The 19,701-nt window shown below is 66.9% G+C and carries 23 protein-coding genes and 1 tRNA gene; 10 read left to right on the top strand and 14 right to left on the bottom strand.

Translation table 11 applies throughout. The annotated features are described in order from the left end of the window. Positions 1–82: 82 nt before the first annotated feature. Complete coding sequence (locus ACQ450_RS07250) at positions 83–469, top strand: VOC family protein (protein WP_431471066.1); 387 nt, start codon at positions 83–85, stop codon at positions 467–469. Between the two features lie 160 nt (positions 470–629). Here the strand turns inward: ACQ450_RS07250 and ACQ450_RS07245 are convergent, their stop codons facing one another. The 5 genes from ACQ450_RS07245 to thrS all read right to left on the bottom strand — a co-directional run bounded on the left by ACQ450_RS07245 (position 630) and on the right by thrS (position 4,850). Beyond that, positions 630–1,133 (bottom strand): SRPBCC domain-containing protein, encoded by a 504-nt coding sequence (locus ACQ450_RS07245; protein WP_431471065.1) that lies wholly within the window; start codon positions 1,131–1,133, stop codon positions 630–632. Further along, positions 1,117–1,473: an ArsR/SmtB family transcription factor gene (locus ACQ450_RS07240; RefSeq protein ID WP_431471064.1), complete on the bottom strand. Its 357-nt coding sequence runs from the start codon at positions 1,471–1,473 to the stop codon at positions 1,117–1,119. The genes ACQ450_RS07245 and ACQ450_RS07240 overlap by 17 nt, the downstream gene beginning before the upstream one ends. 147 nt (positions 1,474–1,620) lie before the next feature. Further along, complete coding sequence (gene infC / locus ACQ450_RS07235) at positions 1,621–2,151, bottom strand: translation initiation factor IF-3 (protein WP_262504032.1); 531 nt, start codon at positions 2,149–2,151, stop codon at positions 1,621–1,623. 104 nt (positions 2,152–2,255) lie between these two features. Continuing rightward, a complete protein-coding gene (locus tag ACQ450_RS07230; RefSeq protein WP_431471063.1) occupies positions 2,256–2,825 on the bottom strand; it encodes a Uma2 family endonuclease in 570 nt (189 codons plus the stop codon). Between the two features lie 24 nt (positions 2,826–2,849). Beyond that, on the bottom strand, positions 2,850–4,850 hold the full coding sequence (gene thrS / locus ACQ450_RS07225; protein ID WP_431471062.1) for a threonine--tRNA ligase: 2,001 nt from the start codon (positions 4,848–4,850) through the stop codon (positions 2,850–2,852). Between the two features lie 161 nt (positions 4,851–5,011). On the opposite strand from thrS, the gene ACQ450_RS07220 reads away from it, so the two are divergent. Next, complete coding sequence (locus tag ACQ450_RS07220; RefSeq protein WP_431471061.1) at positions 5,012–6,055, top strand: glycoside hydrolase family 43 protein; 1,044 nt, start codon at positions 5,012–5,014, stop codon at positions 6,053–6,055. A 71-nt stretch (positions 6,056–6,126) separates the two neighbouring features. Here ACQ450_RS07220 and ACQ450_RS07215 read toward each other — a convergent pair whose 3' ends face one another. Then, positions 6,127–6,942 carry an LD-carboxypeptidase gene (locus ACQ450_RS07215; RefSeq protein WP_431471060.1) on the bottom strand — a complete coding sequence of 272 codons (816 nt, stop codon included), beginning with the start codon at positions 6,940–6,942 and terminating at the stop codon, positions 6,127–6,129. A gap of 189 nt (positions 6,943–7,131) precedes the next feature. Between ACQ450_RS07215 and ACQ450_RS07210 the strand changes: the two genes are divergently transcribed. The 4 genes from ACQ450_RS07210 (at position 7,132) to ACQ450_RS07195 (ending at position 10,182) form a co-directional block, all read left to right on the top strand. Further along, the gene (locus ACQ450_RS07210) at positions 7,132–8,526 is read left to right on the top strand and encodes a UDP-N-acetylmuramate--L-alanine ligase (RefSeq protein ID WP_431471059.1); all 1,395 of its coding nucleotides are present in this window, start codon (positions 7,132–7,134) and stop codon (positions 8,524–8,526) included. 83 nt (positions 8,527–8,609) lie between these two features. Next, positions 8,610–9,020: a hypothetical protein gene (locus ACQ450_RS07205; RefSeq protein ID WP_188055973.1), complete on the top strand. Its 411-nt coding sequence runs from the start codon at positions 8,610–8,612 to the stop codon at positions 9,018–9,020. Next, entirely contained in the window at positions 9,017–9,226 is a 210-nt protein-coding gene (locus ACQ450_RS07200; RefSeq protein WP_188055972.1) for a helix-turn-helix transcriptional regulator, read from the top strand. Before ACQ450_RS07205 ends, ACQ450_RS07200 begins: the two co-directional genes overlap by 4 nt. After that, positions 9,223–10,182 carry an alpha/beta fold hydrolase gene (locus ACQ450_RS07195; RefSeq protein WP_431471058.1) on the top strand — a complete coding sequence of 320 codons (960 nt, stop codon included), beginning with the start codon at positions 9,223–9,225 and terminating at the stop codon, positions 10,180–10,182. Before ACQ450_RS07200 ends, ACQ450_RS07195 begins: the two co-directional genes overlap by 4 nt. Before the next feature lie 80 nt (positions 10,183–10,262). On the opposite strand, the gene ACQ450_RS07190 is transcribed toward ACQ450_RS07195, so the two are convergent. After that, entirely contained in the window at positions 10,263–11,270 is a 1,008-nt protein-coding gene (locus ACQ450_RS07190) for a DUF2171 domain-containing protein (protein ID WP_431471057.1), read from the bottom strand. 229 nt (positions 11,271–11,499) lie between these two features. Here ACQ450_RS07190 and ACQ450_RS07185 point away from each other — a divergent pair. Beyond that, positions 11,500–11,575: transfer RNA gene (locus ACQ450_RS07185), tRNA-Ala, on the top strand. Between the two features lie 55 nt (positions 11,576–11,630). On the opposite strand, the gene ACQ450_RS07180 is transcribed toward ACQ450_RS07185, so the two are convergent. Further along, complete coding sequence (locus ACQ450_RS07180; protein ID WP_431471056.1) at positions 11,631–12,104, bottom strand: MgtC/SapB family protein; 474 nt, start codon at positions 12,102–12,104, stop codon at positions 11,631–11,633. Between the two features lie 70 nt (positions 12,105–12,174). On the opposite strand from ACQ450_RS07180, the gene ACQ450_RS07175 reads away from it, so the two are divergent. Both ACQ450_RS07175 and ACQ450_RS07170 read left to right on the top strand, forming a co-directional pair. Next, positions 12,175–12,927, top strand: coding sequence for an NUDIX hydrolase (locus tag ACQ450_RS07175; RefSeq protein ID WP_431471055.1), 753 nt, complete (start codon positions 12,175–12,177; stop codon positions 12,925–12,927). Continuing rightward, the gene (locus ACQ450_RS07170) at positions 12,924–13,652 is read left to right on the top strand and encodes an extensin family protein (protein ID WP_431471054.1); all 729 of its coding nucleotides are present in this window, start codon (positions 12,924–12,926) and stop codon (positions 13,650–13,652) included. The genes ACQ450_RS07175 and ACQ450_RS07170 overlap by 4 nt, the downstream gene beginning before the upstream one ends. Positions 13,653–13,733: 81 nt before the next feature. Here the strand turns inward: ACQ450_RS07170 and ACQ450_RS07165 are convergent, their stop codons facing one another. Together ACQ450_RS07165 and ACQ450_RS07160 are read right to left on the bottom strand one after the other, a co-directional pair. Next, positions 13,734–14,285, bottom strand: a complete 552-nt coding sequence (locus ACQ450_RS07165) for a hypothetical protein (protein WP_188055968.1) — start codon at positions 14,283–14,285, stop codon at positions 13,734–13,736. 197 nt (positions 14,286–14,482) lie between these two features. Then, complete coding sequence (locus tag ACQ450_RS07160) at positions 14,483–14,938, bottom strand: hypothetical protein (RefSeq protein ID WP_431471053.1); 456 nt, start codon at positions 14,936–14,938, stop codon at positions 14,483–14,485. Between the two features lie 167 nt (positions 14,939–15,105). On the opposite strand from ACQ450_RS07160, the gene ACQ450_RS07155 reads away from it, so the two are divergent. Continuing rightward, positions 15,106–15,654 carry a CHAP domain-containing protein gene (locus ACQ450_RS07155; protein ID WP_431471052.1) on the top strand — a complete coding sequence of 183 codons (549 nt, stop codon included), beginning with the start codon at positions 15,106–15,108 and terminating at the stop codon, positions 15,652–15,654. Between the two features lie 2 nt (positions 15,655–15,656). Here the strand turns inward: ACQ450_RS07155 and msrB are convergent, their stop codons facing one another. The 4 genes from msrB to ACQ450_RS07135 form a co-directional block, all read right to left on the bottom strand. Next, entirely contained in the window at positions 15,657–16,148 is a 492-nt protein-coding gene (gene msrB, locus ACQ450_RS07150; RefSeq protein ID WP_431471051.1) for a peptide-methionine (R)-S-oxide reductase MsrB, read from the bottom strand. An 80-nt stretch (positions 16,149–16,228) separates the two neighbouring features. Then, positions 16,229–17,464, bottom strand: a complete 1,236-nt coding sequence (locus tag ACQ450_RS07145; RefSeq protein WP_431471181.1) for a cytochrome P450 — start codon at positions 17,462–17,464, stop codon at positions 16,229–16,231. 32 nt (positions 17,465–17,496) lie between these two features. Next, positions 17,497–18,750: an ABC transporter permease gene (locus ACQ450_RS07140; RefSeq protein WP_431471050.1), complete on the bottom strand. Its 1,254-nt coding sequence runs from the start codon at positions 18,748–18,750 to the stop codon at positions 17,497–17,499. Continuing rightward, a complete protein-coding gene (locus tag ACQ450_RS07135) occupies positions 18,747–19,688 on the bottom strand; it encodes an ABC transporter ATP-binding protein (RefSeq protein ID WP_431471049.1) in 942 nt (313 codons plus the stop codon). Before ACQ450_RS07135 ends, ACQ450_RS07140 begins: the two co-directional genes overlap by 4 nt. Between the last annotated feature and the right edge of the window lie 13 nt (positions 19,689–19,701).

The following is a 19,701-nucleotide window of genomic DNA, read 5'->3' as shown; positions in this document are numbered from 1 at the left end:
CATGTACCCCGCAAGCGAAACCGTTGGGCGCGAATTGCGATCCACGCTAGAATTCACTCGGCAACGCAGGGGGAGAGTCGGCATGGGTGTCCTTGGCTTCGGCGGTTTCTTCTTCCGGGCACGCGATCCGGAAGGATTGAAGGCCTGGTATCAGGAACATCTGAACGTCGGCGGCGGATGCAGCGCCGAGGGAGAAGGTGCAACGAGCGAGTGGTTCTGGAATATCCAGGCAGGGCCGGTGGTATTCGAACCCTTCAGTGCCGGCACGGATTATTTCGCGGCGGACAAGGCCTATATGCTGAATTTCCGCGTGAGCGACCTCGACGGCCTGCTCGAGCAGCTGAACGCCAGCGGCATCGCGATCGAGACGCGTGACGAATGGGATACTCCGGAAACCGGCCGCTTCGCGCGGATCCACGACCCCGAGGGCAATCCGATCGAATTGTGGGAGCCGCCGGCGGAGTGCTGACCGCAGGGCGTCCCGGACGGTCACCGGAGGCCGCGGCTCGGCGCGGAAGCGCAGGCGGGCTGTTCGCGTGGGGCAGCCTGGCGGCACCTGCCTCGGCCTCCCGCCCACGTCGGAGGCGGTTCTGCTGACGGGCAGGTGCGCCGTGGCGGCTGGCGGTGCGCTATTCGCCGAGAGTAGCGAGCACGTCGTCGAGCTGGTCGAGCTGCTCGGGCAGTGCGGTCGCCGAGCCTTGCAGCGCCTCCTCCAGCGCATCGCTGGAGGGATAGGCTTCGTGGAAGGTCAGCAGGGTCTTCCCGTCCCGCTCCTCGAAGGTGACGGTGGTGACTGCTCCCTGCTCGCCCTCGTCATTGGTCCAGACGATGCGCTCGTTGGGCACCACGTCGAGATATTTGCCGAAGAAGGCGACGGTTTCGGAGCCGCCGGTGCTGAATTCGAGCCGATATGTGCCGCCGGTGCGCACGTCCATCTCGCACGCGACGAGCGAAATGCCGGCCGCCGATCGCGGCATCCACCAGCGCTGGAACAGGTCGGCCCGGCTCCACGCGGTATAGACGATGTGCGGCGGCGCATCCAACGTCCGCTTCACGACGAGTTCGCGATCTCCTTTCCGTTCGATCGACGTGCGGTTGCGCACGGCATCTGCGTTGCTAGCCTGCTGATCCATCGCCTTCCTCCTGTTGCAATTCGCTGATGATGCCGTCCAGCGCATCGAAGCGTTCCTCGAAGAGCTTGCGGTGTGCCTCGATCCATGCCGCCTCGGCCTCGAGACCCCGAGTTCCGAGCGCGCAGGTTCGCACGCGGCCGACCTTCCGAGTGACGACCAGCCCTGCGCGCTCGAGGATCTGGACATGCTTCTTCATGCCGGTGAGCGTCATCTGAAACATGTTCGCCAGCGCCGTGATCGATGCCTCGCCGCGGCCGAGCCGTTCGATGATCCCGCGGCGAGTCGCATCGGCGAGCGCCGCAAAGGAGAGGTCGAGGCGAGGGGATGAATAATGAACCATATGGTTCAGTGTCTAGCCTCCGCCGCGGCATGGCGCAAGCGCCAATTCGCGGCAGGCTCCGCGGTCCGCCAAACAAGGCGGCGCGGCACAAAAAAAGCCCCCGCGGTTTCCCGCAGGGGCTTCCTGGATTCAGCGCTGCGCGGCGGATTACTTCGGTGCGAGCACCATCAGCATCTGGCGGCCTTCCATGCGCGGATAGCTTTCCACCTTGGCTTCTTCCTGCACATCCTCGGCAACGCGCTGGAGGAGCTGCATGCCGAGCTGGCCGTGCGAGAGTTCGCGGCCGCGGAACCGCAGGGTGAGCTTCACCTTGTCGCCTTCACCGATGAACTTGCGGACGTTCTTCATCTTCGTCTCGTAGTCATGGTCATCGATGTTCGGACGCATCTTGATCTCCTTGATCTCCTGCGTCTTCTGGGTCTTGCGTGCCTGATTGGCCTTTTTCTGGGCTTCGTACTTGTACTTGCCCACATCGAGGAACTTGGCGACCGGCGGGTCGGCGTTGGGCGACACTTCCACGAGGTCAAGCCCGTGCTCGGCGGCTTGCTCCATCGCCTCGCGCGTGTACATGACGCCGAGGTTCTCGCCCTCATGGTCGATCACGCGCACCTTGGGCGACTGGATGAATTCGTTATAGCGGGGGCCGTTCATCGGCGGGGGCGCCATCGGGCGCCGCATCGGGGGACGTATAGGGCTTCTCCTTATGATTGCCTGAAAGGCAAATGTAGTGATTCGCGCGGCCGTTTGAAAGCGGCCATTCGTGCGCAGGGCGCGGGAGCGGGTCAGTCCAGCGTGTCGAGCCGGATTTCCACGTCTTCGAGCAGCAGCGCGGCGACGCTGTCGTGCGCCTCATATTCCTCGACGTCGGCGTAGACCTCGTCCTGCGGAGCGCGGTGAACGCGGATTGTCCTGCGCACCGCATCGACCACCCAGTAATCGCGAATTCCGAACCGCGCATAGAGCGGTGCCTTCACGCGCAGGTCGTAGGCGATCGAACTGTCGGCGATTTCGATCACGAGCAGCAGATCGGGACCACGCACCTCGCGACTGTCGCCCCCGGCCGACCAGACTGCTATGTCCGGCTCGACCAACGTTCGCCCATCGAGCGTGAGCGAACTCTCGACATAGACGCCCGCGCTGCGCGGCCGGGTCATGATCAGCGCCTCGACCAGCTTGCGCTTCATCTGCTCGTGCCCGTTCGCCTTCGCCGCCGCCCTCGGCACGATTTCCCCGTCGATCAGCTCGAACTTCTCGCCTTCGGCCAAAACGCCCGCAGCGGTGAGGTCATAGACCTCGTCCGCGGTCAGCCGGGCGGGGAGCAGCCCCTTTCGGACGTTCTGGAACAGCGTCATGCACCGATCATAGCAGGACGGCGCTCAGCTGCGAAGATCGGGCGGCGTGGCCTCGGCGACCAGCGCGGCAACGGCTTCGTCGACGCTCAGCATCTTTTGCCCCTGTTCGCCCAGCGTGCGGATCGCGACGGTGCCTTCCTCCGCCTCGCGCTTGCCGACCACCAGCAGCTGCGGGACCTTGGCCAGGCTATGCTCGCGCACCTTGTAGTTGATCTTCTCGTTGCGCAGGTCGGTTTCGACGCGGATGCCCGCCGCGCGCAGCTTCGCCGCCACTTCCTGCGCATAGCCGTCCGCATCCGACACGATCGTCGCGACCACCGCCTGCACCGGCGCTAGCCACACCGGCAGGCGCCCGGCGAAATGCTCGATCAGGATGCCGATGAAGCGCTCGTAGCTGCCGAAGATCGCGCGGTGGAGCATGATCGGGCGGTGGCGCTCGCCATCCTCGCCGATGTAGCTGGCGTCGAGCCGCTCGGGCAGCACGCGGTCCGACTGGATCGTGCCGACCTGCCACGTCCGGCCGATCGCGTCGGTGAGATGCCATTCGAGCTTCGGCGCATAGAAGGCGCCTTCGCCGGGCAGCTCCTCCCAGCCATATTCGGCCGTGGCGAGACCGGCCTTTTCTACGGCGTCGCGCAGCTCGGCCTCGGCCAGATCCCACATTTCCTCGGTGCCGAACCGCTTCTCGGGGCGCAGCGCGAGCTTGATCGCGTAGGTGAAGCCGAAATCCTTGTAGATCCGGTCGGCGAGCGCGCAAAAGGCCCGGACCTCGTCGACGATCTGGTCCTGTCGGCAGAAGATGTGCGCATCATCCTGAGTGAACTGGCGGACGCGCATCAGCCCGTGCAGCGCGCCATGCGGCTCGTTGCGGTGGCAGCAGCCGTTTTCGTAGAGGCGCAGGGGCAGGTCGCGGTACGACTTGATCCCCTGGCGGAAGATCAGGACGTGCGCGGGGCAGTTCATCGGCTTGAGCGCCATCCAGTCGGCGGCTTCGGAGACGAGCGGCCCCTCGTCCTCGACATTGGGCACTTCGTCGGGAATGACGAACATGTTCTCGCGATATTTGCCCCAGTGGCCCGATTGCTCCCACTGGCGGGCGTCCATCACCTGCGGCGTCTTTACCTCGGCATAGCCCGCGGCGTCGATCGCGCGGCGCATATAGGCCTCCAGCGCGCGCCAGATGACGAAGCCGTGCGGATGCCAGAAGACGCTGCCATGCGCTTCGGACTGCAAGTGGAACAGGTCCATTTCCTGTCCCAGCTTGCGGTGGTCGCGCTTGGCGGCCTCCTCCAGCTTGTGCAGATGCGCATCGAGCTGCTTCTTGTTGAGCCAGCCGGTGCCATAGATGCGCGTGAGCTGGGCATTCTTCTGGTCGCCGCGCCAATAGGCGCCGGCCACACGCATCAGCTTGAACGCCTGGGGGTCGAGCTTGCCCGTGCTCGCCAGATGCGGGCCGCGGCACATGTCGAGCCAGTCCCCGCCCGACCAATAGACGGTCAGTTCCTCGCCTTCGGGCAGTTCCTTCGCCCACTCGGCCTTGAAGACCTCGCCTTCCTTCTCCCATTTGGCGATCAGATCTTCGCGGCTCCAGACCTCGCGGCGCAGCGGCTTGTCGGCGCGAATGATCTCGCGCATCTTTTCCTCGATTGCCGGCAGGTCGTCCATCGAGAAGGGATCGCGGCGCGCGGGCGCCTTCACGTCATAGTAGAAGCCGTCGTCGGTCGCCGGTCCGAAGGTGATTTGCGTGCCCGGCCACAGCGCCTGCACCGCTTCCGCCAGCACATGCGCATAATCGTGACGGGCGAGCTCGAGCGCCTCCGCCTCATCACGCGACGTGACGAGCGCCAGCTGCGCGTCGCCCTCCAGCGGGCGCATGATGTCGCGCAGCTCGCCGTCGACCTTGGCTGCGATCGCCGCCTTGGCCAGCCCCGGACCGATCGCCGCGGCGATGTCCGCCGGGGTAGTCCCCGGGGCTACCTCGCGGACGGAACCGTCGGGCAGCGTAATGCGGAACATCTCGGACACGGGGAGGGCCTTCCAATCAGGAGTTTCGGAAGCGCGGCTTATGCCTGCGCCGGTGCAATATAGGCAAGCGATGTCCGGCTTGCCGCCGTTCGCGCCACACGCACCTCTATTTGTCTGAGTTTATCCTTGCACTCGCGGACGCCATCGGGTGAAGGAAGCGCATGACGAACGGAATCAACATCGATCGCCGCGCGCTGCTGACGGCGGCGGCGGCACTCCCGGTAGCCGCGGCGCTCCCGGCATGGGCATCGAGCGAGGAGGAGCGGATCGTGAACCCATTGGTGCTGCAGCGCGCGGACCCGCACATCCTGCGCCACGACGACTGGTTCTACTTCACGGCCTCGGTCCCGGAATATGACCGGGTCGTGCTCCGCCGCGCGCGCAGCGTCGCCGATCTGCGCGACGCCGAGGAAGTGGTGCTGTGGCGCCGGCCGGAAAGCGGGCGAATGGGCGGCTATATCTGGGCGCCGGAAATCCATTATTTCGACGGCCGCTGGCACATCTACTTCGCCGCCGGCAACGAGGACGATCCGTTCCATATCCGCACCTATGTGCTTCAGGCCGAGGGCGCGAACCCGCTCGCGGCCGACTGGTCGGTGATCGGCCAGCTCGAAACGCCGTGGGACAGCTTCACGCTCGACTGCACCAGCTTCGAGCACAAGGGGCAGCGCTATCTCTGCTGGGCGCAGCGCGAGCCAGGCATCGATACCAACAGCAATCTCTATCTCGCCCCGATGGCGACGCCGACGACGCTCGCGGCCGCGCCCGCGCGGCTCACCGTGCCGACGCTGCCGTGGGAAATCCAGGGCTACAAGGTCGCCGAAGGGGCCGCGCTGCTCGCGCGCAACGGCAAGCTGTTCCTTACCTATTCGGGTAGCGCGACCGACGATCGCTATTGCATGGGCATGCTGACGGCGGACGCGGAAGCGGACATCATGGACCCCGCCGCCTGGGCGAAGTCGCCCGTGCCGGTGTTCGAGTCGGCGCCCGAGCGCTCGATCTACGGCCCCGGCCACAACAGCTTCGTGGTCGATGAGGAGGGACGCGACCTGCTGGTCTATCATGCGCGCGACTATCGCGAGATCGACGGCGACCCGCTGTTCGATCCCAACCGCCATGCCCGGGTGCAGCCGATCCACTATCGCGCCGACGGCACGCCCGATTTCGGCAAGCCGGTGGCGAACGGTCCGCTGCCGCAGGGCTGAGGCGGCGCGCCGCTCGTCGGGCGGGCGAGCGGCGCGCGTCGTCCTTCAGGGAATGGAGCGGCCGGCCACCGTCAGACCACTCCGAACGGCACGACCCGATTGAGCGCGATGTGCCCGATCTCCGCGCGGCCCAGATAGGGCACGTCCATTTCGGCGCACCAGCGCTGCGCGATCTGTTCGGGTGTTTCGGCAAAGGGCGGGTTGTTTTCCTGAACGTCGGTGACTGCACCCAGCCGGATGCCGGCGATGCCCTTCAGCTGAGTCGCGTGCGCGACGGTGAAGAACATCCGGTCGAACCGGTAGAGCGGCTCCGAGACTTCCTCGATCATCAGCACATGATCGGTGAGGTCGGGCATATATTGCGTGCCGATCATCGCATTGAGGATCGCCAGGTTGAATGCGGCGGCCGGGCGGCCGTCGAGGTGCGGCTCGAGCGCGCGGCGGTCGCGGTCGATCAGCCAGGCGAGCGCCCAGCCGATCGATTCGCCGGCATCGTCGCTGCCAAGGTTGATCGGCATCGCGGCATGGATCGGGCGGCCGATCCCGGCGGCATAGAGCGCGCCGAGCAGAAACCCCAAGTCCGAAAACCCGAGATACGCCTTGTTCCGCGCGGCCGGGCCGAGCTCGGGCATCACCCGGCTGAGGATCCGGTTCGAGCCATAGCCGCCGCGCGCGAACCACACCGCGTCGAAGGCGGAATCGTTGGCCATTTCGAGGAAGGCGGCGGCGCGCTGATCGTCGGTTCCGGCGAAATGGCCGTGGCTGAGGAAGCATTGCGGGTGAAAGACGATGTCGTGCGCGGGATAGGTGAGCGCCATGAAGGCGGAAACGCGCGCGGCATTGGCCTTGCTGATCGGCCGGCCCGGTGCGACGACTGCGATGCGCATGACCTAGCTCGTTCCTTACCCGTTCGTGCTGAGGCGGGGCCGAGCGAAGTCGAAGGCCCGTATCGAAGCACTGCGTCGCCAATGACCCCCGGTGTCGCCGCTTCGACAGGCTCTGCGGTTCCCCGAGGGCAAACGGAGGTGGCAATGCCGAAGCTTGCTCCCCGTCGCTGCGCCGGATAGCGCAGGGCCATGCAGCACAGCAAACCCTACTTCTTCGTGGGCATCGGCGGATCGGGGATGATGCCGCTGGCGATGATCCTGGCCGGACAGGGCGCGACCGTCGCGGGATCGGACCGATCGCTCGATCAGGACCGGCTGCCTGCGAAATTCGACTATCTGCGCGATCGGGGGATCACGCTGCACCGTCAGGACGGCAGCGGGATCGTCTCGCTCGACCAGATCGTCGTCGCTTCCGCCGCGGTCGAGGCGAGCGTGCCCGACATGGTGGCGGCCGAGCGCGTCGGCGCGCAGCAGCTGCGCCGGCCCGAACTGCTCGCGCAATTGTTCAACGCGGCGCCACGCTCGATCGGCGTGGCCGGAACGAGCGGCAAATCGACCGTCACCGGCATGATCGGCTGGATGCTGCACGCGCTGGGCAAGGCGCCGACGGTGATGAACGGCGCGGTGATGAAGAATTTCGCCTCGCCCGATGCGCCCTTCGCCAGCGCGCTGGTGGGCGAGAGCGAGATCTTCGTGAGCGAAGTCGACGAGAGCGACGGATCGATCGCGCTCTATGTGCCTTCGATCGCAGTGCTCAACAACGTCAGCCTCGATCACATGTCGATGGAGCAACTGCGCGCGCTGTTCGGCGGGTTCCTCGCGCGCGCGGGAACCGCGATCGTCAATGTCGGCGATGCCGAGGCGGCGGCGCTCGCGATGGAGCTGGCGCCCAGCCAGCGCGCCACCTTCGCAGTCGAGGGGCAGGCCGATTATTCGGCGGAAAATCTCGCCGAGGCGCCGTTCGCGATCTCGTTCGATCTCGTCACGGCCGATGCACGGCATCACGTGCGGCTGAACGTGCCGGGGCGGCACAATGTATCGAACGCGCTGGCCGCGATCGCGGCGGTGGTCGCGACCGGCGTGCCGCTCGACGCGGCGGCGGCTGCGATCGAGGGCTTCACCGGCCTGCGCCGCCGGTTCGATCTGGTGGGCGAAGCGAACGGCGTCGCAGTGATCGACGATTTCGGGCACAATCCGGACAAGATCGCCGCGACGCTCGACACGCTCCATGCCTTTCCCGGCCGGCTCCTGCTGCTGTTCCAGCCGCACGGCTATGGTCCGCTGAAGGTGATGCGGCGCGAGCTCGTTGCGATGTTCGCCGCGAAGCTCGCGCCGGACGACCTGCTGGTGCTGCCCGACCCGGTGTATCTCGGCGGAACGGTCGCCCGCGAAGTCACGAGCGCGGACATCGTCGCCGATGTGGGCGTCGCCGGCCGCAACGCCCGCCATATCCCCGATCGCGATGCGGCCGCCGACCATCTGGTGGCGCAGGCGCGACCGGGCGACCGGATCGTCCTGATGGGTGCGCGCGACGACACGCTGAGCCTGCTGGCGCACAGGATGCTTGGCGATTTGACAAGCTGACACGCCAAATAGGAAAGTCAGCTTGACACATCGAGGCGACTCGGCGTAAAGCTACCTTGTCATTTGAACAAGGGAGCTTTCCAATGCGTACTGCCGCTGCCAAGCGCTACACCAAGCGGTTCTTCACCACGATGGCCGCCTATGTGGTGGTGCTCAGCTCGAGCAGCTGGGCGCTCAACAACTATGATCCTTCGGGCGCGGCGCGAATCCTGCTCTCTGTCCTGCCCGCGCTGCCGGTGATCGCCGCGCTCGTGGTGATCGGCATCTACCTGGTCGAGGAGACCGACGAGTTCCTGCGCCGCCAGATCGTTTCGGCGATGCTGTTCGGGATCGGTGTCGTGCTGTCGATCTCCACGGTGCTCGGCTTCATGCAATATGCCGAGGTGATCGGGCAGGTGGACGTGTTCTGGGCCTTTCCGATCTGGTGCATTTCCTGGGGGCTGGCGCAGTGCGCGGTCGGTCTGCGCGACAAGGCGGCGGGGGCGGGGGAATGAAGAACCGCCTGCGCGTGCTGCGCGCCGAGCGCCAGTGGAGCCAGCAGCATCTGGCCGACCTGCTCGAAGTCTCACGCCAGAGCGTGAACGCGATCGAGACCGGGCGCTACGATCCCTCGCTGCCACTCGCCTTCAAGATTTCCGACGTCTTCGAAATGCCGATCGAAGCGATTTTCACCAACCCATCCAGGGAGGAAGCCGAATGATGTTCTGCAGCTGCAACCGCGCCCGTGACCGCAACGCGATCGTCGCGTCCTTCGCAGCCGCCGCCGTGCTGATCGCCGGCGCCGCCGCCGATCGCGCCGAAAGCGCGGCACGCATCATCCCCGCGCACTCTGCCGCTTCGGCGCAGGAGGCGATGATGCAGGGCGAGCATATCTCGATCCGGACCATCGGCTCCGGGCCCGCGGTGTTCCTGATCCCCGGTCTGTCCAGCCCACGCGCGGTGTGGGACGGCGTCGCGCCGGGCCTTGCCGCGAACCACACGGTGCATCTGGTTCAGGTGAACGGTTTTGGCGGCGGCGATCCGCGCGCGAATCTGGAGCCGGGCGTGCTCGACGGCATCGTCGCCGAACTCCGCGGCTTCATCGCCGAGCGCGGGATTGAATCGCCGGCCATCGTCGGCCATTCGATGGGCGGACTCGTCGGGCTGATGCTCGCCGCGCGACATCCCGATGCCGTGGGGCGGCTGATGGTGGTCGATGCGTTCCCCTTCTTCGGTACCGTCATGGGAGCCGAAACGGTCGATGCGATCCGACCACGCGCCGAACAGATGCGGGCGATGCTGCTGGCGCAGGCGGAGACGGGCGAGGCGACTGCCGGACCGGTCACCAGCGATCCGGGCGGCATCTGGTCGATCACCCCCGAGGGGCGCATCCAGGTGGCGAACTGGTCGCGCGCGGCCGATCAGCGCGTCGTCGCGCAGGCGATGTACGAGGATATGGTGACCGACATGCGGCCCGAACTCGAGGCGATCACGGCGCGGCCGTTCACCGTGCTCTACGCCGCCGGGATGGGCGAAGCGCAGGCGCGTGCGATCTGGGAGCCGCAATATGCCGGGTCGGGTGCGCGGATGGTGGCGGTGCCCGACAGCTACCACTTCATCATGCTCGACCAGCCGGAGGCATTCGCGGCCGAGCTGGAGGAGTTTCTGGCCCGATAGCGTAAACGCCGGAACGAAAAAGGGCCCGGGATCGCTCCCGGGCCCTCGCTGCGCACCTGCGGGTGCGCGATCCTGTTGCCTCAGTAGGTGCCCGAAAAGGCCCGGTTGAGGTTGCGGTCGCCGCTCATGTCGTTTTCGTCGTCGCGGAAGAACGCCATGTTGCGTTCCTCGTCGCGCCACTTCGACTGCGCCTCATCGGCGGTCTTGCGGATCTTCACCTTGTCCTTGTCGACCGATTCGATCCAGCGCGAGGGGATCGAATGGTGATGGCCGCCCGCGTCCTTGTCGTTCTTCGTCAGCAGGATGCGGTCGCCACGGACCTTGTCGACGGTGCCGACATGCTGTCCGTCGGAACCGAGCACTTCCATATGCTCCTTCACCCGACTCAGGGAATCGCGCTGGGTCTGCCGTTCGGAGCGGAAGCTGGCGAACTCGTTGTGGAACCGTTCGGCGTTCTCGCGCCGGTATTCGTCATAGTCGCGGTCGAGCTCGGCGATGCGCTGGCGGCGCCATTGATGATAATGCCCGTCCTCGCGGCCATAGGGGCTGTCCCAGCGGTCGCGGCGGCTGTGCCGCTCGTCGTACCGCTGATCCATTTCACGGCGCCGCTCGGCATCGTCGTCTCCGAACCAGGAGCGCACTTCGTCGCCCGCACGATCGAAGAAACCGCGATCGCGGTCGTCGTAGCGGTTCTGAGCGCGATAGCTGCGGTCGCGTCCCCAGTCGCCACGGCGGTCCTCGCCATACATGCGGTCGCGATTCGAGCCATACCCCCGCGCGTCGCGATCGGAGCCATAGCCGCGGTCGAAATCCTCGTCGCGGTAGCCATTGTTCATCGTGCCGCGGAAGCGGTCGCCACGTCCGTGCGTCCAGGGCTCGCGGCCACCATAATAATCGCCGTCGCCGTAGTCGGCGCCATAGCGTTCGCGTCCGCGCTCCGCGCCCCGGCCACGATCGGCCGCGGCATAGTCGCGCGCGCTGCTGTAGGTATAGTCTCGGCCCGATCCATAGTCGCGGGTATAGTCTTGCGGATCTCTGCGGCCGTAATAATCAGATTGGGGACTGTTGCGATAATAGCGGTCGTCCATAATATCCTCCTTTGTTCTTTAAGTTACTGGCGCTGCGGGCGAATTCCCGCGCTGCCGTACACTGAATCAAAGGATGGGAAGCCTAATCGTTCCATGGGCTGGGCGCGCGGACGCGGCGTTTCGGCGCAGCTTCGTTTCGACCGCGACGCAAAAGCGTGATCGGCACCAGTTGCAACGGCGCCAAGCTGTCGCTAAGGGGAGCGACCCCGGCACGGCCGGGGTTGATGGCGGGGCCGTAGCTCAGTTGGCAGAGCGCTGCAATCGCACTGCAGAGGTCAGGGGTTCGACTCCCCTCGGCTCCACCAGTTCCTCACGGACCGGTTTGCGCCCGCCATCATTTCCCGCCCGCCGGGGCGCCGCTCACTCGTCGTCGGCTTCGATCCACGAAATATGGCGCTTGGCGATGCGTAGCGCGACCAGCAGGGTCAGCCCCAGCACCGCGGCGATTGTCACCACCTGCCACTGACCCGCCCCGCACGCGATCCCGACCGCCGCCGAGAGCCAGATGTTGGCAGCGGTCGTCAGGTTCCGCACGTCGCCGGCGCGCACGAAGATCAGCCCCGCCGCGATGAAGCCGATCGCCTGCGCGAGCCCCTGGATCGCGCGCAGGGGATCGGGCTGGGCGTCGGTCGTGCGCAGCTCGGCGAACAACAGCAGCGCCGTCAGCATGATCGTCGCCGAGCTGAGCGCGACGATCCCATGAGTGCGAATCCCTGCGGAGTGGCCCGTCACTTCGCGGTCGAGCCCCAGCAGCACGCCGAGTCCGGTCGCGGAAGCCAGCCGGAGGGCGATTTCGAGCGTGCCGACATCGGCGATTTCGGGGAGCGGAGCCATGGCATCCCAACGGGCGTCGGCGCGTTGGGATGCATGTTGCACGCCCGCGGGTGTCCTCTAGAGGTCGGTCATGGGCTCTCCGAGTGAAATCGTTCCAGCCGCGACCGTCGTGGTGATCCGCGAGGCGTCGGGCGGCGCCGCGCCCGAGCTGCTGATGGTCGAGCGCGCCCGTGCCATGTCGTTCGCCGGCGGCGCGCTTGTGTTTCCCGGCGGGCGCGTCGATCCGGCCGATCGCGTGCTGGCGGCGCAATGGGATGGCGATCAAGACGACATCGCCGCGCGAATCGCGGCGGTGCGCGAGTCGCTCGAGGAGACCGGGCTTGCGCCGGGTCTGTCGGTGCCCGCAGAGCGGATTCCGCGCATGCGCGCCGAACTTGCCGCCGGGGCGACGTTCGGCGAGTTGCTGCGCGATCACGCCGCGACGCTCGACCCGCATGCGCTGGTGCCGTTCGCACGCTGGTGCCCCGATCACGACCGGCGGGTGTTCGACACGTATTTCTATCTCGCGCGCGCGCCTGCGGAGGGGCCGGAGCCAACGCCCGACGCCACCGAATCGGTGCGCGTGTTCTGGGCGACCGCGCGGCAGGTTCTTGCGGAAGCCGACGCGGGGCGCGCGCGGATCATCTTTCCCACGCGCCGCAACCTCGAGCGGCTGGCGACGTTCGGTTCGTTCGACGAGGCTGCGGCCCATGCGCGCGCCCATCCCGTCCGCACGATCACACCCTGGGTGGAGCGCCGCGACGATGCCGACCATCTCTGCATCCCGAACGACTGCGGCTATCCGGTGACTTCGGAAGCGATCAATCGAGCGACACGCGGGTGAGCGCGCTCCGCCGCTTTCTCGGCGCGGCGATCGCCTTTGCCGTGCTGCTGGCGCTGGGGCTGGCGCTCTATGCCGTCGTTCGTAAGCGGCCGCAGGATCTGCCCTGGACCAAGCTCGACCTCGGGCAGCCGGTGGGCGCCTTCACCGGGCGCAAGCTCGCCGGCCTCACGGACGATTTCGCCCGCTGCCGCCAGCTGCTGGACGCGGCGGGAGTCGAATATGTCGCGCTCGAACCCGCGGGATCGGACCAGTGCCGATATGAGGATGCGGTGCGGCTGGAGGAGGGTGGGGCGCAGGCGATTGGCTTCGCTCCCGATCAGCCAGGCGTTTCCTGCCCCGTCGCCGCGGCGCTGGCGATGTGGGAGTGGAACGTGTTGCAGCCCGCCGCACGGCGGCACTTCGGCGAACCTGTCGAAGCGATCGAGCATCTGGGCAGCTATAGCTGCCGCCGCCTCTACGGGCGCAGCACCGGCGACTGGAGCGAGCATGCCACCGCCGATGCGCTCGACGTGGCGGGTTTCCGGCTGGAGGACGGCACGCGCATCTCGGTGCTGCGCGACTGGGAAGGAGAGGGGCCGGAGGCGGCGTTTCTGCGCGAAGTGCGCGACGGCGCGTGCGACCTGTTCGCTACGGTGCTGTCGCCCGACTATAACGCGGCGCACCGCGATCACCTGCATCTCGATCAGGCGGAGCGCGGCGCCATGGGCTGGCGCGCGTGCAGGTGACGCGTGCGCGGCGCACCGCGGCGAGGAGAGTAAGGCCCGCCCCTTGCTGCTTGGCGGCGCTGGCGGCGGGCCCCGGTCCGGTCAGTTCGGCATCGCCCGCGCTTCGATCTTCTCCACCCACTGCGGATAGAAGGCCGGCTGCCGGTTCGACCAGCCGGCGGCAGTCGCCGCGGCTTCGCTGATCGACTGGAGCAGCTTGCGGCGCAGCTCGGGATGCAGATGCGGCAGCGCCGCCGCCGAACAGAATGCCGCCGGCAGCCACGGCCGCACTTCCGCGCCGATCAGCCGCTCATAGAGGAAGCGATATGCCGAGAAGCTGGTGAGCCGTCCCTGGCCCAGATCGAATGCGGAAATCGTCACCAGCGGCGCCATGAACGGCTCGACCTGATCGAGCCCGCTGTCGTCTGGAACGAGCGCACGGACTTCGTGCAGCCGCTCATAGATGCGCGCCTGTGCGCGGATGCTGGCGGCTTCCACAACATCGCGCGACCAGCGCGCCATGGCGTCCTCGCGCTCGAGGCCGATGTCGAGCGAACGCCGCACATAGCGCTGCGTCCCCGCACTGAAACCCGCAAACTCCTTCATCTCGGCCAGTGTCATCGCACCTTCGGCCGGTTTCATTCTCGCGCCCATCGTCTTCTACTCCACCCGCTCTCTCACCCCTTCGGTCGGATCATGCGCCGTTTTGGTTAACGCAGCACTTAATCCTCTGTCGTGCCCCATTCAGTATAGAACGAAATTGGGTGCTGCATTGCAACAATGCTGCGACGAGCCGAGTCCCGGAGATGGAAAAAGTCGTGGATAAGCTGCGGGCTGGCCGCCTGCGCGCTTCAGCCCGCGCGCAGGCGGACGAAGCCGTTGGTCACCCAGCCGGAAAGGCAGGGTCCCGCATAGCTCCGCGGCCGCTCGACCGGCGCAGAGACGCCGCAGTCGATCGCGTCCTCGCCCGGCGGCGGCACCACCACGCCCAGCCAGCGCTGGTCGATCGTGCGGGTGCAGACGAAGAGCGGCGTGCCCGGCGTGACTTCGCCCACCGCTTCGGCCTCGCTGAACGGAGCGGCGCGTACCGGCAGCGTCGTCTCCCCGCCAAGATCGAGCACCGTGCCGCGGGTCGCGCATGCCTGAAACTGCGGCCCGCTCTCGCCGATCCGCACCGGCTGGGTTCCCGGGCGCAGCGGCTCGGACGTGTTGGCCACGATCGCATTGGCGTCGCCGGGCTGGATCTGATCGATGTCGCAGGCGGCGGGAACGAGGAGCAGGGCGAGTGCAGGAATTGTGGGTCGCATGCCGGCACTGTAGCGTTCCGGCTCGATTTGGCGAGCCATTCCGGGCCGGATCCGCCGCCCGTCGCCTCGCCGCAACGCTTCGTCGGAAAGCCGCGACCGCCCTCTGTACCGGGCTTCTATGCTGGGCTTAGCAAGCTTCAACGAAGTTCGAGGGGCGGGAAAATCCGATGAACATCCGTGCATTCGCAGCGCGTTTCGCGCTGGTGGCCGCATGCAGCCTGATGACGGTGGCGCCGGCCCATGCCCGCTTCTGGCAGTGCGCGCCTTTCGCCCGCGAAATCTCCGGCGTCGCGATATATGGCAATGCACTCACCTGGTGGGACCAGGCCGCCGGGCGGTACGAGCGCGGCAGCGAGCCCGCGGTCGGCGCGGTAATGTCGTTCGCGCCGACGTCGCGGATGCGGCTCGGCCATGTCGCCATGGTCTCGGCCGTCGTCAGCGATCGCGAAGTGCTGCTGACCCATGCCAACTGGTCGCGCCGCGGCGGCGTCGAGCGCGACGTGCGCGCAGTGGACGTCTCGGATGCCGGCGACTGGAGCCGCGTGCGGGTCTGGTATGCTCCGATCGGCGATCTCGGCGGATCGTCCTACCCGATCAACGGCTTCATCTATCCGGAAAGCGCGGCCGAGCCGGCGATGCCCGCGCCGTGGTATGACGATCTCTCGCGGCGCATGGCGAGCGTCTCGCCGCTGGTCGATCGCACGCTGGTCGACTGACCTCAGCCGCGCGGGCGGAAGTCGAGCGCCGCGCCGTTCATGCAATAGCGTTTGCCGGTCGGCGGCGGTCCGTCGTCAAACACATGCCCCAGATGCCCGCCGCAGCGGCGGCACAGCACTTCGGTCCGCACCATGCCAAGGCTGCGGTCGCGCTCGGTGACGACGGCATTGTCGAGCGGCCGATAGAAGCTCGGCCATCCGGTGCCGCTCTCGAACTTGGTCTGGGAGGAGAATAGCGGCAGGTCGCAGCCCGCGCACAGGAAGGTGCCGGCGCGCTTCTCGTTGTTGAGCGGGCTGGTGAAGGCGGGCTCGGTGCCGCCCTGGCGCAGGATGCGGAATTCCTGCGGCGTGAGCCGGCGGCGCCATTCGGCTTCGCTGAGGTTCACGTCGAAACGATGGCTCTGCGCCTGCGCGTCGTCGCGGGGCCAGCCGAGCCAGGCGGCGACGCCGCCCAGACCTGCCACGGCAAGAAAAGTCCTTCGAGTATCAGTCATATAGCCGATGTGGGGTCGCGCCCCGCCGATGTGAAGCGTACGGCGGCGAGCGGTCGATCCGCCCGCCGCAGCACGCCGGCTCAGTAGCGGCTGAGCTCGACCGGAAGCTTGCGATAGCCGCGCACGAAGCATCCCATCGTACGCACCGGCTCGCCCTGCACATTCACCCGCAGCCGCCGCTTCGCCATTTCCTCGAGCAGAACGCTGATCTGAAGCTCCGCCAGCCGCGCGCCGACGCAGCGGTGGATGCCGTGGCCGAACGCCAGGTGCCGCCGTGCATTCTCACGATCGACGATGATCCTGTCGGCGTTGGGGAACACGCTCTCGTCGCGGTTCGCCGAGACGTACCACATCACCACCTTGTCGCCCTCGCGGATCCGCTGGCCGGCCAGCTCGGTGTCCTGTGTCGCCGTGCGGCGCATATGCGACAGCGGCGTCTGCCAGCGGATCAGCTCCTGCGTCGCGTTCTGGATCAGGCCGGGATCGGCCTCCAGCTTCGCCCGCTCGTCGGGAAACTGATCGAGACCATAGGCATAGGCGGTCATCGAGTTGCGGGTCGTGTCGTTGCCGCCGACGATCAGCAGGATGAGGTTCCCCAGGAACTCCATGTCGTCCATCTCCTTCATCGCGTCGGAGTGGATCATCATCGAGATGAGGTCGGGCGTGGGCTCCTTGTCGATCTTCGAATCCCAGAGGTTCCGGAAATAGGCGGCGCACTCATAGAGGTGCATCAGCCGTTCCTGCTTCTTCTCGGGATTGGTCGCGATCTCGATGTCGCCGGCCCAGTCGGACCAGAAGGTCAGCTTGCGCCGGTCCTCCCAGGGAAAATCGAACAGGATGGCCAGCATCTGCGTCGTCAGCTCGATCGAGACGGTATCGACCCAGTCGAACGTCTCGCCGGTGGGGAGCGAATCGAGGATTTCGCTCGTCCGCGTCCGGATGTTCTCGGTCATCCGCACCATCTCGCTCGGCGTGAAGGCCGGTGCGATCGTCCGCCGCTGGGCGGTGTGCTTGGGCCGGTCCATCGCGATGAACATCGGCATCCGCACATCGCCTTCCTGCCAGTCGGCGATCGTCATGCCGCCGCGTTCGGACGAATAGACGTCGGGCAGCGATTCGACTTCCATCAGCGGCTTGTAGGTCGACACCGACCAATAGGGGCCGAACAGGCTGTCCTTGCAGTAATAGACCGGCGCCTCTTCACGCAGCCGGCGAAACGGCTCGTGCCAGGTGTCGTCGCGGTAGAGTTCGCCGCGCGAGACGTCGAGCGGATCGGTCTCGGGGGCGGCATTGGTGTCGGTCGCAAGCGTGGCCATCATCGCTCTCCTGTCTTTTCGACAGGAGAACGCTAACTAACACTAATGTCAACAGCGCTCTCGCGTCTGCGCCGCTTGCGCCGTCTGCCCGGACCCGATTTCAGCACGCCGCGCCGGAACCAGCGGGCGCCGACCGAGACGCACAGCGTCACCCACAGCAGCTGCCAGGCGATCGCCAGCCAGTGCCGCCAGAGCTCGGGCGAATTTGCCGCGCGCCCGATCATCGCGAACGGCGAGCTGAACGGGAACGCCTCGGCGATGGTCGCGACCACGCTGTCGGGCGCGGCGGCACCCGCGGCGGCGAGGCCGAACATCGCCATCTGAACGATGGTGATCGGCAGCGACATCATCTGAAGCTCGCGCTGCGTCGATGCCTGCGCGCCGATGCTGAGGAAGACTGCGCCGAGCAGCATGTAGGCGAGCGCGAAATAGACCATGAAGAGCAACGGAAAGGCCGGAAAGCCCACCGCCGGTCCCACGTCGGAAAGCGCACGCTCGAAATCGGGCGGGATGAAGGCGGTGAGGTTCGCCAGCAGCGTTCCCCAGAAGGCGAGGAACAGCAGCGCCACCCCGAACATCCCGATCAGCTTGCCGAGGAACACGCTTTCCAGCGGCACCGCGGCGGCGAGCACTTCGATCACTTTGTTCGATCGCTCCTCGGCCATCGTGCCGACCGCCTGGCCGGAGAGCATGAGCGTGACGAAGAACAGCGCGAGCACGCTCAGGAACGCGACCTGGCTCTGCCCGGCGATCGAGGTCTGCTGGCGTTCGACCGGCGTCTTGGTGGCGGCGCTCAGCGGGTCGGCCGATCCGATTCGCTGTGCCCGCAGCGTCAGCTCGGCGAGCTGCTCGAGATATTCGGCGGTGCGCTTCGCGCGCGGGCCATAGAGGATCTCGGGCGCCTCGAGCGAACCATAGAGCACCGCGTCGATGTCGACGATGCTCGATTCGAACAGCCGGCGGGCCTGGCCGGCCGGATCGGCCTCAGGCGAGTCGATCCGCAGCCGTGGCGGCCGGTCCTCGTCGGTCGGCGAGAAGAGCGCGCGCAGCTGCCGGTCGGCCGCCGCGATTGCCGGTGCCTGGTCGGCATCGGCGATGATGACGATGCGCGCGGTATCGCCGTCGCGATCGGCCATGGTCGCCGCGCCCAGGCCGCCGATCGCCCCAAAGCTCGCCATGATGAGCGGCGCGAGCAGGAAGATGAGGAAGGTGGGGGTGAATACCGTCGCCACGAAGTCGCGGCGCGCGACCGTCAGCGTCTGGCGCAGGTGGCGCGTGAGGTTCATGCCATGTCCTCCAGCGCCTTTTCCCCGACGATGCGGACGAAGGCGTCGTGCAGCCCGGGCCGTTCGATCGACAGGCCGGAAATGCCGTAGCCGCGATCGATCAGCTTCACGAGCAGCGGCTCGATGCCTTCGGCGGGCAGGGTGAAGTGCCAGCTTCCCGCGCTGTGCTCGGCATCGGCCGGCAGCAGCGCGCGAATCTCGGTGTTCTCGCGGTGTGGCGTATAATGCGCCCGCATCGGCAGGTGCGCGCGTGCGTCGTCCACCGTGCCTTCGAAGCGAACCTTGCCGCCCGCGATGATCGCCAGCCGGTCGCACAATCGCTCGGCATGCGCCATGACGTGCGTCGAGAACAGGATCGTCGCGCCGCGATCGCGCTCGGCGAGGATCAGCTTCTCGAGCCGCTCCTGATTGACCGGGTCGAGCCCCGAAAACGGCTCGTCGAGCACGAGCAGCGGCGGGTGATGCACCACCGATCCGAGCAGCTGTACGAGCTGCGCCATGCCCTTGGAGAGCTTGCGGATCTTCTCGTCCGCGGCGTGGCCCAGCCCGGCCTGTTCCATCAGCTCCTCGGCGCGCCGCCGCCCGGTCGACCATTTCAGCCCGCGCAGCGCGCCCATGAACGCAATCGCATCCTTGGCGCGCATGCTGGGATAGAGCCCGCGTTCCTCGGGAAGATAGCCGACCTCGTCGCTCGCCTCGCGCGGCCGATCGCGTCCGAGCAACATGCGCTCGCCCTCGTCGGGCTCGATGATGCCGAGCAGCATGCGCAGCGTCGTCGTCTTGCCCGCCCCGTTCGGGCCGAGAAAGCCGTAGATCAGTCCCTTGGGAACGAAGACGTCGATTCCGTCGACCACCGTGCGGCCGCCGAAGCGCTTGACGAGGCCAGTGGCGCTCACGGCCGGTTCGGTACTCAAGAACCCATCCTCCCTTGCCTCCATCCGTGGTAGCGGG

This window comes from Sphingosinithalassobacter sp. LHW66-3 (genome assembly GCF_050703275.1).
In the GTDB taxonomy this organism is placed as follows: domain Bacteria; phylum Pseudomonadota; class Alphaproteobacteria; order Sphingomonadales; family Sphingomonadaceae; genus Sphingomonas.
This window is presented reverse-complemented; position numbering and strand designations above follow the sequence as displayed.

Bases quoted from the DNA above. Each gene is read 5' to 3' on its own strand.
- ACQ450_RS07250 (WP_431471066.1), top strand. From the start codon at position 83: ATGGGTGTCCTTGGCTTCGGCGGTTTCTTCTTCCGGGCACGCGATCCG.
- ACQ450_RS07245 (WP_431471065.1), bottom strand. From the start codon at position 1,133: ATGGATCAGCAGGCTAGCAACGCAGATGCCGTGCGCAACCGCACGTCG.
- ACQ450_RS07240 (WP_431471064.1), bottom strand. From the start codon at position 1,473: ATGGTTCATTATTCATCCCCTCGCCTCGACCTCTCCTTTGCGGCGCTC.
- infC (WP_262504032.1), bottom strand. From the start codon at position 2,151: ATGCGGCGCCCGATGGCGCCCCCGCCGATGAACGGCCCCCGCTATAAC.
- ACQ450_RS07230 (WP_431471063.1), bottom strand. From the start codon at position 2,825: ATGACGCTGTTCCAGAACGTCCGAAAGGGGCTGCTCCCCGCCCGGCTG.
- ACQ450_RS07220 (WP_431471061.1), top strand. From the start codon at position 5,012: ATGACGAACGGAATCAACATCGATCGCCGCGCGCTGCTGACGGCGGCG.
- ACQ450_RS07215 (WP_431471060.1), bottom strand. From the start codon at position 6,942: ATGCGCATCGCAGTCGTCGCACCGGGCCGGCCGATCAGCAAGGCCAAT.
- ACQ450_RS07210 (WP_431471059.1), top strand. From the start codon at position 7,132: ATGCAGCACAGCAAACCCTACTTCTTCGTGGGCATCGGCGGATCGGGG.
- ACQ450_RS07205 (WP_188055973.1), top strand. From the start codon at position 8,610: ATGCGTACTGCCGCTGCCAAGCGCTACACCAAGCGGTTCTTCACCACG.
- ACQ450_RS07200 (WP_188055972.1), top strand. From the start codon at position 9,017: ATGAAGAACCGCCTGCGCGTGCTGCGCGCCGAGCGCCAGTGGAGCCAG.
- ACQ450_RS07195 (WP_431471058.1), top strand. From the start codon at position 9,223: ATGATGTTCTGCAGCTGCAACCGCGCCCGTGACCGCAACGCGATCGTC.
- ACQ450_RS07190 (WP_431471057.1), bottom strand. From the start codon at position 11,270: ATGGACGACCGCTATTATCGCAACAGTCCCCAATCTGATTATTACGGC.
- ACQ450_RS07180 (WP_431471056.1), bottom strand. From the start codon at position 12,104: ATGGCTCCGCTCCCCGAAATCGCCGATGTCGGCACGCTCGAAATCGCC.
- ACQ450_RS07175 (WP_431471055.1), top strand. From the start codon at position 12,175: ATGGGCTCTCCGAGTGAAATCGTTCCAGCCGCGACCGTCGTGGTGATC.
- ACQ450_RS07165 (WP_188055968.1), bottom strand. From the start codon at position 14,285: ATGGGCGCGAGAATGAAACCGGCCGAAGGTGCGATGACACTGGCCGAG.
- ACQ450_RS07160 (WP_431471053.1), bottom strand. From the start codon at position 14,938: ATGCGACCCACAATTCCTGCACTCGCCCTGCTCCTCGTTCCCGCCGCC.
- ACQ450_RS07155 (WP_431471052.1), top strand. From the start codon at position 15,106: ATGAACATCCGTGCATTCGCAGCGCGTTTCGCGCTGGTGGCCGCATGC.
- msrB (WP_431471051.1), bottom strand. From the start codon at position 16,148: ATGACTGATACTCGAAGGACTTTTCTTGCCGTGGCAGGTCTGGGCGGC.
- ACQ450_RS07145 (WP_431471181.1), bottom strand. From the start codon at position 17,464: ATGGCCACGCTTGCGACCGACACCAATGCCGCCCCCGAGACCGATCCG.
- ACQ450_RS07140 (WP_431471050.1), bottom strand. From the start codon at position 18,750: ATGAACCTCACGCGCCACCTGCGCCAGACGCTGACGGTCGCGCGCCGC.
- ACQ450_RS07135 (WP_431471049.1), bottom strand. From the start codon at position 19,688: ATGGAGGCAAGGGAGGATGGGTTCTTGAGTACCGAACCGGCCGTGAGC.